Here is a 13,975-nt window from a genome sequence, read left to right on the forward strand (position 1 = left end):
ACAAGTTACGAGCGATCGCTCGTCGGCTCTGGTACACAGCACGCCTCTGTGATAATTTAAGAGAGTAATAAAGATACGTGCGCGTAGCGTGCCTTCGGCATCACCTTATCTAAAAATCATACTTTAATTCAGCAACGCCAATAAAAGAAATGAGTTGGCAAAATCTGTAGAGGAAGAAGCGAAACCAATTATTGAAAAAGCAAAACAAAGATTAAAAGAAACTTTTGATGTTGATTTAGAATTGCGATCGCCAACTTTTTCGTCAAATCAAAATCTTAATCTTAACTATATAAAAGCAACAAGTAAAACTCGAAATATAAATCAAGGTTATGACACAGTTTCATATCAACAAAGACATTGGTGGCATTGGGCTTGGATTGTGCCAAAAGAATATACTAAAAAGGTTAAAAAAGCTGATAAAAAAGTTGCTTATTATACTGTTTCACTAGAAGAAATAACTCTACAATTCAACGATTCATTAGAGACTAGTATTAAATCAATGAATCAAGAAATAGCTAAATATCTTGATGAAGATTTTAAACACAGAATTGATAATTACTTTGAAAAATTAGATGCTTATTTAACTAATTATCGTGATGATATTAAACAAGCTCAGAAAGATCAAAAATTATCTTTAGAAGAACAAACAAAATTAACAGATAAATTAAACTCTATTATTCCTCAAGTTAATGAAAAAGTAGAAGAATCACAAAAATTAACAGAAATAATAAATGAGTTAATCAAATAATCATCATCAATTATGAGAGAAAAATTCTGCAATCGGCATACCTAATTTGTAGTGGGCAATGCCCACCCTACAGTTTAATCAATAACGGCGTTTAATAAGACTTGAGTTAAATTCGTTTTTTCTATGTCATCAATGGTAATAGTGTCAACGATGTCGTATTTTGCTCCGGCATCTTGCAGTAAATCATCAAGGGCTTTAAAATATTCCGTAGCTTTTTTGTCTTTCCCGACTTGAATAAAAGAAATTCCTAATTCTTCATCTCGATCAATTTTGTGAGTAGCATCAATGATTAAACGAATAATCTCTTTTGGCTCATCAGGAATACCATCGGTAATAATCAACATCGTTTCACCGTTGAGTTTTGCGTTACCTTCAGCTTTCCTTTGAAAATAATTATTGAGGGCATCTTGTAACACAGTTTTTAAGTCAGATTTGCCCATAGGCTCATTTTGTGCGTAGATTTCCCTAATTTTATCAGCCGTTACGTTATCATAGCGTTTGAAACGTCCTGAGTATAAATAAATAGTAATACCATCAGGATCAATTTCGTCACATTTCTGTGCTAAAGCAAAAGTTGATTCTTGGGCTATTTCCCAACGGGTTTTACCTGTACCATCATCGGTGGTTAAACTACCGCTTTTATCAATAATTAAAGTATAGTCTCGATTAGTAACAATAGATTCAGTATTCATCGATTACAATTTCTGATATTTATTTCTATCCTGAATCATAGCTAAAAATATCAAAAGTAAACTACTTTCCTTGTTTCATAAAAAGGTTTACTGCAAATTGACGATACAATTAGTTTTGTTTAAACATCTAAATTATTTTTTATGGAAGAAACTTTATTAAAAGCCTTAGTGTGGACTAATTATAAGTTATTTGTGGTTTTATGTTTAATTGTGCCGTTAATTCTTTCTATTTGGGGATTAGTGGCTCAAATTCCTTCTATTCAGCGTTTATTGGTGATTTTTTGGCGAGTTGCTAGTTTAATCGCCATCGCTATTTATTTATTGATTCCTGTGTGGGAATTAGGTTATGTGGCATGGTTTTTAGGGCATATTTTAGTAGTAATTAGTCTTTGGTTTTGGGTAGATATTAATGACGAAATTAGAGATTTAGCGAAAACACCTCTCCGATTTACTTTCACCGTTTGGCGATGGGCAACTACTTTTTATGGTACTATTAGTGCTATAGTCTTTTTACCATTTTTACCTTGTACCATTTCTTCTGATGCTAGTGTGGAAAAATTTTGTCGAGTTTGGTTAGAAGCACCTTGGCATTATAAAAGTTGGTTTCATCCTAATGCTACCACGGGATTTATCGGATTTTTGGGCATGATGGGTTTAACTATTTACTTGATTTATTTTGTCTATTTTTTAACTTTTCGCCTCATCAAACAAGGTAGAATTGCTTTACAACAATAAAGAAAAACTTTTTATTGAAATGATTACCATTGAACAACTAGAAAGCTATAGTCAAAAAAATTCTCAAGAGGTTTTAGTTATCAAAGCCAAAGAGAATGAAGAGGAAGTCGAAATTATGATTTTTAAAGGCTTTTCTAGTAATTTAAGCGGTGCTACGAATTTTGATCCTGATTTGCCTATACTATCACCTACTGCTCAAATTATCACCATTGATAGGTTATGGAGTCCTTATAATCCTGCAAATCCTAACTATATTCAACGAGGATTGATACCATCAGAATTTATCCACTTAATGAAAGTTAAACAATGAATACATCAACAATTATTACTCCCATAACTCAATTAATTAGTGCGGTGGAAAAAGCGGATTCAGCACCAAAATTATATGAAACCGTGGTGGAATTAGCTAATTGTAAATCCTTAGAAGCTATCCCCACTTTAATCCAAGTTTTAGGTTATAACAACCCAGGGGCGGCGGTGGCTGCGACAGAAGGATTGATTGCTTTAGGAGAATCCGTTATCGAGCCTTTATTGCGTAGTTTAGATAATTATAATTATGGTGCAAGGGCTTGGGCGGTAAGAGTATTTGCAGGAATTGGCGATATTCGAGCCTTAGATTTATTGACTTTATCGGCACTAAATGACTTTTCTTTAAGTGTTAGAAGGGCCGCAACCAAAGGATTAGGTAATTTACAATGGCATCAGTTACCTTCAGAAAATATTATCATAATTCAAACTCAAGTCTTAGAAACTCTTTTAGTTACAGCTAATGACGGTGAATGGGTAGTCCGTTATGCTTCTATTGTATCTTTAGAAGATTTATATCAAAGTATTGATTCTACTTATCAAGATTTACTCCTTAAAATTATTCACACATTAAAAGAAATAATTACTATAGATGCAGAAATTGCTATCCAAAGCCGTGCTAAACTAGCATTGAAAAAAATAGATAATAAATAAGAATTAAACATGAGTTATTCCACTAATATTAAGGATTTAGCAAAGTTAATGGCGGCGGATTTTAGTAACCAACAACAGGCTTTTGATAATCCTCCTTTTTTTGCTCATATTAGAGTTTGTATGCGCCCTTTACCTGAATCTTTATTAGGTGGTACAAGTTTATTTTTAGAACAAGCCTACAATTTTTTACTTAATCAACCCTACCGTTTAAGAGTATTTAAAATTATAGCAGTAGATGATCATTTAGAATTAGAACATTATAAACTAAAAGAGGAGACAGCATTTTATGGTGCTTCGAGAAATCTTGATAAACTTAAACAATTAACCTTCGAGCATCTCGAAAAAATGAATGGTTGTGATATGATTGCTCAATGGCATAATGATCATTTTGAAGGTTATATTAAACCGGGAAAAGCCTGTATTGTTATTAGAAAAGGTAAAGAATCTTATTTAGATAATAGTTTTGAAATTAACGAAGAAAAATTAATTAGTTTTGACAGAGGAAGAGATCCGATTACTGATGAATTATTATGGGGTTCAGTAGCTGGCCCTTTTCATTTTACTAGAATTAATAGTTTTGCTAATGAAGTATAAATAGGGAATAAAAGTTAACCTATGAATGGTAATAAAGATCATAATCCATTATTAGAAAAAATTTTTGAGATTATTCATAATTCTCCTGATAAACAAATAACTTTTGCAGAATATATGGATTTATGTCTATATGATTCAGATTACGGTTATTATAACTCTGAGAAAATTATTATTGGTAATCAAGGAGATTTTTTTACATCCCCTTCTTTATCTACAGATTTTGGTGAATTATTAGCTATTCAATTAGAAGAATTTTGGCAAACTTTAGGTAAACCTTCTTCATTTCAATTAGTAGAAATGGGTGCAGGAAATGGTAATTTAGCCTTGACAATTATTAACTATATATTGAGTCATTACCCTAATTTTGCTCATAGTCTTGAATATATTATCATTGAAAAATCTAAGGCATTAAAAACTAAACAACAAGATTTATTAACTAATAAGTTTGGTAATTTAATTAAACTAAAATGGTGTGATTTAGATTCAATTTCCGATAATTCTATTACTGGTTGTTTTTTTAGTAATGAATTAATTGATGCCATGTCTGTTCATTTAATCACATTTAGGGAAAAACAATTACAAGAAATTTATCTTACAGAAAATAATTCTCAATTACTGACAAAATATGATTCTCTTTCTACTAATGAAATAGTAAATTATTTTGATACACTATCTATTACTTTTGATAGTGAAACTTATCCAGAAAATTATCAAACGGAAGTCAATTTAAACTCTATTCAATGGCTTAAACAAGTATTTACTAAATTAAAACAAGGTTTTTTATTGACTATTGATTATGGTTATAATGCACAAAAATATTATCATCCTCAACGTAGTCAAGGTACTTTAAAATGTTATTATAATCATCGTCATCATGATAATCCTTATGTTAATATTGGCTCTCAAGATATTACATCCCACGTTAATTTTACCGCTTTGGAAAAATATGGAAAATTTTTGGGTTTAAGTAATTTAGGATATACAAAACAAGCATTATTTTTGATGAATTTAGGATTAGGCGATCGCTTAAATGAACTATCAAATGGTAAAATATCTTTAACAAAAATATTGCAACGTCGTCAAGAATTACACAATTTAATTAATCCTGAAGGTTTAGGTAATTTTGGTGTTTTATTACAAGGAAAAAATCTAATATTTACACAGAGTAAAACTTCATGGCAAGGATTTATTAATTGATATTATTTGTAATTTTTAAGAATTAAAGAAAAAAGATTTGAAAATTAAAATGCAGAGTAAAATGACAGTAAAGTTAATATTAATTTATGGTTTTATTAATGGTTATTGAGAATTAATAGTAAAGGTTATTGAAAATGGGTAATGTAATAAACATTCAACACATAATAAAAATTAAATATGCGAATATTCAACAAGATATTATTTTGAAAAATCAAGTTTATTCTGTAGGGCGGCATTCTAGCAATACTATCGTTATCCATCATCCTACTATATCTCGTTACCACTGCTCAATATTACCTGTAAAATATAAAGATGAAAGTCAACAAGAATTATTTTGGATTATTGACGGAGATTTAAAAGGAAATCGTAGTGCTAATGGTTTATTTGTTAATGGCAATAAATGCTTATCTCATGAGTTAAAATCTGGAGATAAAATTAATATTGGTGGAGATGAAGTTATCGTTAACTATCTTGTCAATAATACCAATAACTATGAAGATATAAGTATAAATGAGAAGAATTTGATTAACAATGATTTTATTGATAATGATAAAGATACAATTTTTCAAGACTTACAATTAAATACAACATTAATTAATAAAGAAGAACAAGAAAACTTTTTTATTCAAGAAATTCTCTTTATTTTACACAATGAAAATACTTATTTAACCTGCCCTTTATTTATAATTGATTTAGAAGAAAAAATAACCCATACAAATAGTTTTTTCAAGAGTAAATTTACTGATTTTAGAGAAACATATCAAACCCATCCTTTTATTAAAAATATCGTATCATCCTTACAGGAAACTAAAAAAGATTTTTATTTAAGAGAAGTAAAATATCAAGATCAATATTATACTCAATACGCACATTTCATTGATAACAAAACTCAAATCAAAAGTTATATTTTTTCCTTTAGTCAACGAGATAAAATTGAAAAAGCATTACGGGAAAGTGAAGAAAAATATCGTGCTGTAGTAAGACAAATATCTGAAGGAATTATTTTAGTTGATCCTGTTACAAAACAAATTATTGAAGCTAACAATGCTTATTGTAGTTTAATGGGTTATTCTGATCAAGAAATTTTATCTCTAAAATTATATGATTTAGTGGCAGCAGATCCCGATGTTAGTGACAGTATTATTAAAAAAGTACAAAAAAAACGTCTTAATTTAATTCAAGAATCTATCCATCGTCATCGTGATGGTTCTTTAATTCAAGTTGAAGTAAATGTAACTACTATTTATTATAGTGCGAAAGAATTTATTTGTTATGCCGTTAGAGATATTACGGAAAGAAAACTTGCAGAGGAAATGTTACGTTATCAAGCCTGTCATGATTTATTGACAGAGTTAGGAAATCGTAACTTGTTTAACGAACAACTACATAAAGCGATCGCCCGTGCGCAAAGATATAAAAACCAGTTTGCAGTAATCTTTATTGATTTAGATCGATTCAAGAATATTAATGATACTCTAGGTCATGATATTGGAGATCGTTTTTTACAAGGAGTAGCACATAGAGTTAGAACGTGTTTACGAAATGCCGACTTAATCGCCCGTTGGGGAGGAGATGAATTTACAATTCTATTGTCAGAAATCAAGCATTCTCAAGATGCTGCTATTGTAGGGGAAAGGATTTTAAAAGCATTAAAACAACCTTTTCAAATTTTAGAATATAAACTCTATGCTTATTTAAGTATGGGTATTGCTATTTATCCTCAAGATGGAGATAATTTGGAGACGATACTCAAAAATGCTGACACTGCTTTATATCGAATGAAAGATCAAGGAGGAAATAACTATCAATATTATAATCCTTCAATGAATCAGAAAAAAACTCAATTGTTGCGCATGGAAGAATGTTTATATGAAGCTATTAAAAATAATCAATTCCAATTATATTATCAACCTCAAATTAATATCAAAACTTGTCAAATAGTAGGTATGGAAGCCTTAATCCGTTGGCAACATCCTGAATTAGGGAGAGTTTCACCAGAGCAATTTATTCCCATTGCAGAGCAAACAGGCTTAATTAATTCTATCGGAGAATGGGTACTATTTAATGCTTGTCAACAAAATAAAACATGGCAAAAATTAGGTTTACCACCTTTAAAAATGGCTGTAAATTTATCTGCTAGACAATTTCAAAAACAAAATTTAGTATCTATTTTTAGTAATATTTTAAAACAGACACAATTAGAGGCAAAATATTTAGAATTAGAAATCACGGAAACAAGTATAATTGATCATCCAGAATTAACAAAAGATATTCTTGATCAACTAACTAATTTAGGAATTTCTATTTCTATGGATGATTTTGGTTCGGGTTATTCTTCTTTAGGATACCTTAAAAAATTTCCTTTTAATAAAATAAAAATATATCAAAGTTTTGTGAGAGAATTAAAAAATGTACCTCAAGATTTAGCGATTATTTCCGCAGTGATTACTTTAGGTAAAGGCTTTAATTTACAAGTAGTAGCAGAAGGTATTGAAACCCAAGAACAATTAAACTTACTCAAAGATTTACAATGTGAAATTATGCAGGGATACTTTTTCAGTTATCCTTTACCCGTTGATGAAGCAACTAATTTTTTGATAACGACTTCTCAACAGGGTTTATCTTTTTAGAGTTTAGAAGTTAGAATTTAGAATTAATGATAGATTCAGCATTATTTACTAATATTTGATTTCTTACAAATGATTTAGGATTGGTATTTAACTATTAACTATTAACTATTAACTATTAACTATTAACTATTAACTATTAACTATTAACTATTAACTATTAACTGTTTTTTTGCTTTTTGCCAGAGAGTTTCTAATTCTAAGATTGTATATTCTTCTAAAGGTTTATCCGCAAATTTTTCCATCATTGCAATACGTTTAATAAATCTTTGATTTGTTCCTTGTAAAGCTATGGTAGGATCTAATTTATACCATCTTCCTAAGTTAATTACCGTAAATAATAAATCTCCTAACTCCTCACAAGCGTGTTGTTTATCTCCTTTTTCTATAGCTTCTTGAAACTCCTCTAATTCTTCCTTGAATTTATCCCAAACACCTTCAGCATTTTCCCACTCAAAACCTGCTTTAGCTGCTTGTTTAGATATTTTTAAACTTGCCATAATAGTAGGCAAACTACGAGCATAATCTTTTAGTTTATCACTCAATAAATTCGATTCTTGTTTTTCTGTCTTTTCTTGTTGTTTTATTTTCTCCCAGTTATGATGTACTTCTGTTTCATTAGCCACTTTGACATCTGCAAAAACATGAGGATGACGACGAATTAGTTTAGCTGTAATGGTTTCTGCCACTTCTTCTAAGGAAAAATCTCCCTTTTCTTGAGCAATTTGTGACTGCAATATTACCTGTAACAATAAATCGCCTAATTCTTCCGTGATAGCTTCTTTTTTCTCTGAATGTAAAGCATCTACCACTTCATAGGCTTCCTCTATAATATAGGGTATCAAAGATTGAGGCGTTTGTGCTAAATCCCAAGGGCATCCACCGTCAGTAGCTCTCAGTTGTGCGACAACCTGAATTAATTTATCTAAAGCAATTAAAATTTGTTGATTATTGATAGACTCAGAAAACGTCATAATTTTGTCATTATTTATGGTTAACTTTTTTGCGGTTTTTATTAAAAGTTTTTCGCCGACGAGAAACAACCTGTTTTGATTGACTAGACTTTTTTTTATTCCTCGACTTTAACCGACTATCGATATTATCAGCTATATAATGACTCATTGCACCTAATTCTAAACCAATCAATAAAGATAATATTTCTTGCCAATATTGATTTTTAATTACCTCATAACTATTAATAATGAATTTTTGCCACTGCCATGAAAAACCGAAAATGATTTTTGCCATAGCCACCAATAGAAAAGCGACTATCAGTAAAATAAAAGTTAAATAAAAAACTCTGATAATTGTACCAATAACAAAACCATGAGAGAAAAAAGAACGATGTTTGAGACTTTTTTGATAAGGAAGCCAAATAAACTGTAAAAATCCCCAACGTTGATATTGTATCGAATAAATATCTAAATCAGGACCAAACATTAATCCACTAAAAATAAACCCCATCGTTAGCAAAAAGGTTAAATCTAACTCTCTGGTTATGATGATAGAAATTCCTAAAATAAAGGGTAAACAAAGCCATGTGATTTTATCGTGATTTTTCCCCGAAGGCATCTTGCATTTTTTCTAAGTAGTTGTTATAATAATAAACGTGACTGAGGGCGATTAGCTCAGTGGTAGAGCGCCTGCCTTACAAGCAGGACGTCACTGGTTCAAATCCAGTATCGCCCATAACATTGTAAATCAACTTTGTACTAGATCTAATCTCTTTTTATCTGGATTAAATCATTAGAATAGACTTACGAGTTAAATTAATTGTTGTTATATGACATATATTGTAATTGATTATATCACAAATAATTGATGAGCTAATTCCTTCTAAGTCCATTCTTGATCATTATTATTGATTCTCTAATGACATTTTGTTAAAAAAGATTAATAATTGATCTGTATATAATCCATAAATGATATAAGATGCAGCCAACTGATCCAAATAAATTTACTGAAATTGCTTGGGATGCCATTGTGCGATCGCAAGATATTTGTCGAGAATTAAAAAATCAAAATTTAGAAGTCGAACATTTAATCTTGGCTTTATTGGAAGAAAATACCATCGCCACAAAAATTTTAAATCAAGTTAAAATCGATACAAGTATTTTAGATAAACAATTACAGACATTTGCCACTCGTCAACCGAGAATGTTTAGCGTCAATCAGTTATACTTAGGACGCAGTTTAGATTTGATGTTGGATAGAGCTCAAAATTGTCGAGAAAGTTGGCAAGATGAATTTATCGGAGTATCTCATTTATTAGTAGCCTTTGCGGAGGATCAACGTATTGGTAAAAAGACTCTTAAAAGTTTCAATATTGATCCTCAAGATTTCGAGATCAAAGTTAAAGATTTTAAGACTAAAATTGAGAAAGAAGAAGCTATAACTACCGAACCTGAAGAAATTAGCGAAAAAGAGCCTCCTTTAACCAAATTTGGCCGAGACTTGACAGAAGAAGCTAAAGCTGGTAAATTAGATCCCGTTATCGGTAGAGATGATGAAATTAGGCGCGTTATTCAAGTTTTATCTCGAAGATCGAAAAATAATCCTGTGTTAATTGGTGAACCGGGAGTCGGTAAAACGGCGATAGCTGAAGGTTTAGCCCAAAGAATTGTTAACGGTGATGTGCCAGAATCTTTGAAAAATCGTCAATTAATTTCCCTAGATATGGGCAGTTTAATCGCCGGGGCAAAATATCGAGGACAATTTGAAGAAAGATTACGTTCAGTATTAAAAGAAGTTATCAACTCCGATGGGCAAATAATTTTATTTATCGATGAACTTCACACGGTAGTGGGTGCCGGTTCAAGGGAAGGAGGTGCAATGGATGCAGGAAACCTCTTAAAACCTTTACTAGCAAGGGGAGAATTGCGTTGTATTGGTGCAAGTACCCTTGATGAATACCGTAAACACATTGAAAAAGATCCAACCCTTGAAAGACGTTTTCAACAAGTATATATCAAACAACCTAGCGTAGAAGATACCATCTCCATTTTAAGGGGTTTAAAAGAGCGTTACGAAGTTCATCATGGGGTAAAAATTACCGATTCCGCCTTGATTGCCGCCGCAACTTTATCTCATCGTTATATCACAGGGCGATTTTTGCCTGATAAAGCCATTGATTTAGTGGATGAAGCCGCCGCTAAATTGAAGATGGAAATAACCTCTAAACCCGTTGAATTAGAAGTACTTGATCGTCGTTTAATGCAATTGCAAATGGAGCAGTTATCATTACAAGGAGAGGAAAAAAATGATAAATCCGCGCAGGATAATTTAGAACGCATCACCGCAGAAATTGATGAGTTACAAATCAAACAACGGGAATTATCCTCTCAATGGCTCATCGAGAAAGAATTATTAGACGAAATTCACACCCTTAAGGAGGAAGAAAAAGAGTTAAGATTACAAGTTGAACAGGCAGAAAGGGCTTATGATTTAAACACCGCCGCTCAATTAAAATATGGTAAATTAGAAACATTACAGCACGATATTGAGAGTAAAGAAGGGAAATTACTGGAAATTCAGCAAGGTGAAAACGCTATGCTTCGAGAGGAGGTAAGCGATGGAGATATAGCCGAAATTGTGGCAGGATGGACTGGTATTCCCGTTAATCGCCTCTTAGAAACCGAGCGCCAAAAATTACTGGAATTAGAATCCCATTTACATGATCGAGTCATCGGACAAAATGAAGCCGTAGCCATCGTTTCTGCCGCCATCAGAAGGGCTAGAGCAGGAATGAAAGATCCTAGTCGTCCTATCGGCTCATTCCTGTTTATGGGGCCTACAGGTGTCGGAAAAACTGAATTAGCAAGGGCATTGGCTGCATTTTTATTTGATTCAGAAGAGGCAATGGTAAGAATTGATATGTCTGAGTATATGGAAAAACACGCAGTTTCAAGATTAATTGGAGCGCCTCCGGGTTACGTTGGTTACGAGGAAGGAGGACAATTATCGGAAGCTATACGTCGTCGCCCCTATTCTGTTGTCTTACTTGACGAGGTAGAAAAAGCTCATCGTGATGTTTTTAATATTTTATTGCAAGTGTTAGATGATGGTAGAATCACTGACAGTCAAGGGCGAATGGTGGATTTTCGCAATACTATTATTGTCATGACTTCTAATCTCGGTAGTGAGTATATCTTGAAGTTAGCGGGGGATGATAAAAATTATGAAGCCATGAAAGATAAAGTTTTAATAGCATTAAATAAGCATTTTCGTCCAGAATTTCTCAATCGTATCGATGATTTAATTATATTTCATGGGTTGAAAAAAGAGGAATTACGAGAAATTGTTAGCTTACAATTGGTAAGACTACAAAAACTTTTAGGTGAGCAAAATATTACTATTGAGTTAACCCCCGAAGCACAAGATTATATTGTGGATGTAGGTTATGATCCTACTTACGGAGCTCGTCCTTTAAAACGTGCTATTCAAAGAGAGTTAGAAAACCCTCTAGCAACTAAAATTCTTGAAACAACCTTTGGCGATGGTGATAAAGTAGCAATTACTTATGAAAATGAGAAGTTAGTATTTCGTAAAAATTAGGGGCGCAACCCAAAGGAAAAATAGGAAAGTAGTATAGAGTAAGAATAACCTTAGAGAGCTAAGAATATTTAACTATATTTTTAGTATTTTTTCTAACTCCCTTCTCCCCCTCTTTCCTTAAATAATTTATGTGGGTATTGCTTCTCCGGGGCGTAATTTCCCCCATTTACCCATTTCTTTCATAAAACTTTCACAGCCAACGACATCCCACTCTGTCTCAATATAATCGTTATTTGTCCGAATATTAACATTTATTGAAGGCTCTTTTGGTTCAAAATGAGGGTTGTCGGTGAGATGAAGTTGCTCATGTTGGGTTTCTACTGCATAATAAGTATTACAAATATCAACATAAAAACAGTTAACGCAAATACACATAATTTTTTCTCCTGTTAACTTACTTATTCTTTAATGTAACGTTAATTTTTCTTTTCAGGATCAAAATAAGGTAACATTTAAACTTTAGTTTTTTATATTTATTTTCATGAAGAAAGTTAAAATTGGTTTATTATTTGGGGGAAAATCGGGAGAGCATCAAGTTTCTATTAAATCTGCACAAGCCATCGCCAAAGGTTTATCCACAGGAAATAATGCGGAAAAATACGAAATTATCCCTATTTATATTCAACCTTCAGGAATTTGGTTAGGAGGTGATACTGCTAGGGAAGTTTTAAATACTGGTATTGCAGAGGATAGTGATTCTATTTCAACTCCTCCATGGAATTTTCCCTTAGAATGTAGTCAGATTCAAGTTTGGTTTCCTGTTTTACATGGTCCTAACGGAGAAGATGGTACAGTACAAGGATTACTAACTTTAATGCAAGTTCCTTTTGTTGGTTCTGGTGTACTAGGATCGGCGGTAGGAATGGATAAAATTGCCATGAAAAGTGCTTTTGCACAAGTTAATTTACCTCAAGTTGACTATTTAGCTGTTAGTCGTGAGGAGATTTTGAGCGGTGCTTGTGGTTTTCCTAAGTTATGTGATAAGATTGACGAAAAATTAGGTTATCCTTGTTTTGTTAAACCTGCTAATTTAGGCTCATCGGTTGGTATTAGTAAAGCAAAAACTAGAGCAGAATTAGAAAAAGCCTTAGACGAAGCGGCAAATCTTGATCGTCGTGTTATCATCGAAGCTGGAGTTAAAGCTAGGGAAGTAGAATGTGCGGTGTTAGGTAATGATAACCCAAAAGCCTCCGTTATCGGCGAAATAACTTATAATGCTGATTTTTATGACTATGAAACTAAATATACTGATGGTAAAGCGAATTTAATTATTCCAGCAGATATTCCTTCTCACATTGCGACAAAAATTCAAGAAATGTCTTTAAAAGCATTTCAAGCCGTTGATGCTAGAGGATTATCGAGAGTTGACTTTTTTTATATCCCTGAAACAGAAGAAGTTTTCATCAATGAAATTAATACTTTACCCGGTTTTACTGCTTTAAGTATGTATCCGCAATTATGGGAAGCCTCTGGAGTTAGTTTTCCTGATTTAGTGGATAAATTAGTTACTTTAGCAATTAGTAATTAGTCATTGATTCAAGATTTTTCATAATTACCGTAGAAAATTAATAATTTTATATTCCTGCGGTAAAGTTTATTACCTTAAATTTTCCCATTACAAAATTTATATTTATCTTTCTTTAAAATCTATTAAAAAGTTAAAGTTTATCTGATTTTACTTTTAGTTATTTTTATTTGCAAATTATTTTTGAAGAAGAAATTAACGGATAGCGGTACTTAAACAAAACGATAAAAGAAATTAGGTTATAATTTTTGTATTATAACGTTTTTAGGTCAAAATGAAAGAAACAACATCTTCATCAATGCCACCATGTTTTAATCGCTGGTGTCAAAAAATAGATCCAGTC

At 31.8% G+C, this 13,975-nt stretch carries 13 protein-coding genes and 1 tRNA gene; 10 read left to right on the top strand and 4 right to left on the bottom strand.

Going from position 1 to position 13,975, the window contains the following annotated elements; all coding sequences use genetic code 11:
* The first annotated feature begins 154 nt into the window (after positions 1-154).
* Positions 155-748, top strand: a complete 594-nt coding sequence (locus ACEW8E_RS01635) for a hypothetical protein (RefSeq protein ID WP_373478597.1) — start codon at positions 155-157, stop codon at positions 746-748.
* A gap of 74 nt (positions 749-822) precedes the next feature.
* Here the strand turns inward: ACEW8E_RS01635 and ACEW8E_RS01640 are convergent, their stop codons facing one another.
* Positions 823-1,440 carry a VWA domain-containing protein gene (locus tag ACEW8E_RS01640; RefSeq protein WP_373478598.1) on the bottom strand — a complete coding sequence of 206 codons (618 nt, stop codon included), beginning with the start codon at positions 1,438-1,440 and terminating at the stop codon, positions 823-825.
* 141 nt (positions 1,441-1,581) lie between these two features.
* On the opposite strand from ACEW8E_RS01640, the gene ACEW8E_RS01645 reads away from it, so the two are divergent.
* From ACEW8E_RS01645 to ACEW8E_RS01670, 6 genes are all read left to right on the top strand, one after another.
* The gene (locus ACEW8E_RS01645; protein ID WP_373478599.1) at positions 1,582-2,175 is read left to right on the top strand and encodes a DUF3177 family protein; all 594 of its coding nucleotides are present in this window, start codon (positions 1,582-1,584) and stop codon (positions 2,173-2,175) included.
* A gap of 19 nt (positions 2,176-2,194) precedes the next feature.
* A complete protein-coding gene (locus ACEW8E_RS01650; RefSeq protein ID WP_373478600.1) occupies positions 2,195-2,485 on the top strand; it encodes a hypothetical protein in 291 nt (96 codons plus the stop codon).
* Positions 2,482-3,135, top strand: coding sequence for a HEAT repeat domain-containing protein (locus tag ACEW8E_RS01655; RefSeq protein WP_373478601.1), 654 nt, complete (start codon positions 2,482-2,484; stop codon positions 3,133-3,135). Before ACEW8E_RS01650 ends, ACEW8E_RS01655 begins: the two co-directional genes overlap by 4 nt.
* 9 nt (positions 3,136-3,144) lie before the next feature.
* The gene (locus ACEW8E_RS01660; RefSeq protein ID WP_373478602.1) at positions 3,145-3,729 is read left to right on the top strand and encodes a chromophore lyase CpcT/CpeT; all 585 of its coding nucleotides are present in this window, start codon (positions 3,145-3,147) and stop codon (positions 3,727-3,729) included.
* Positions 3,730-3,750: 21 nt separating this feature from the next.
* Positions 3,751-4,926 (top strand): class I SAM-dependent methyltransferase, encoded by a 1,176-nt coding sequence (locus ACEW8E_RS01665; RefSeq protein ID WP_373478603.1) that lies wholly within the window; start codon positions 3,751-3,753, stop codon positions 4,924-4,926.
* 134 nt (positions 4,927-5,060) lie between these two features.
* Positions 5,061-7,556 carry an EAL domain-containing protein gene (locus tag ACEW8E_RS01670; protein WP_373478604.1) on the top strand — a complete coding sequence of 832 codons (2,496 nt, stop codon included), beginning with the start codon at positions 5,061-5,063 and terminating at the stop codon, positions 7,554-7,556.
* A gap of 143 nt (positions 7,557-7,699) precedes the next feature.
* Here ACEW8E_RS01670 and mazG read toward each other — a convergent pair whose 3' ends face one another.
* Both mazG and ACEW8E_RS01680 read right to left on the bottom strand, forming a co-directional pair.
* Entirely contained in the window at positions 7,700-8,527 is an 828-nt protein-coding gene (mazG, locus tag ACEW8E_RS01675; protein ID WP_373478605.1) for a nucleoside triphosphate pyrophosphohydrolase, read from the bottom strand.
* A 10-nt stretch (positions 8,528-8,537) separates the two neighbouring features.
* Positions 8,538-9,125, bottom strand: coding sequence for a metal-binding protein (locus ACEW8E_RS01680; protein WP_373478606.1), 588 nt, complete (start codon positions 9,123-9,125; stop codon positions 8,538-8,540).
* Positions 9,126-9,170: 45 nt separating this feature from the next.
* Here ACEW8E_RS01680 and ACEW8E_RS01685 point away from each other — a divergent pair.
* Together ACEW8E_RS01685 and clpB are read left to right on the top strand one after the other, a co-directional pair.
* A tRNA-Val gene (locus tag ACEW8E_RS01685) sits at positions 9,171-9,242 on the top strand.
* Positions 9,243-9,485: 243 nt separating this feature from the next.
* Positions 9,486-12,107, top strand: a complete 2,622-nt coding sequence (clpB, locus tag ACEW8E_RS01690) for an ATP-dependent chaperone ClpB (protein WP_373478607.1) — start codon at positions 9,486-9,488, stop codon at positions 12,105-12,107.
* A 126-nt stretch (positions 12,108-12,233) separates the two neighbouring features.
* Here the strand turns inward: clpB and ACEW8E_RS01695 are convergent, their stop codons facing one another.
* Complete coding sequence (locus ACEW8E_RS01695) at positions 12,234-12,482, bottom strand: Ycf34 family protein (RefSeq protein ID WP_373478608.1); 249 nt, start codon at positions 12,480-12,482, stop codon at positions 12,234-12,236.
* Positions 12,483-12,588: 106 nt separating this feature from the next.
* Here ACEW8E_RS01695 and ACEW8E_RS01700 point away from each other — a divergent pair, with 106 nt between their 5' ends.
* Positions 12,589-13,635: a D-alanine--D-alanine ligase family protein gene (locus ACEW8E_RS01700; protein ID WP_373478609.1), complete on the top strand. Its 1,047-nt coding sequence runs from the start codon at positions 12,589-12,591 to the stop codon at positions 13,633-13,635.
* The last annotated feature ends 340 nt before the right edge of the window (positions 13,636-13,975 follow it).

It is taken from the genome of Geminocystis sp. (genome assembly GCF_041753295.1).
Taxonomy (GTDB): domain Bacteria; phylum Cyanobacteriota; class Cyanobacteriia; order Cyanobacteriales; family Cyanobacteriaceae; genus Geminocystis.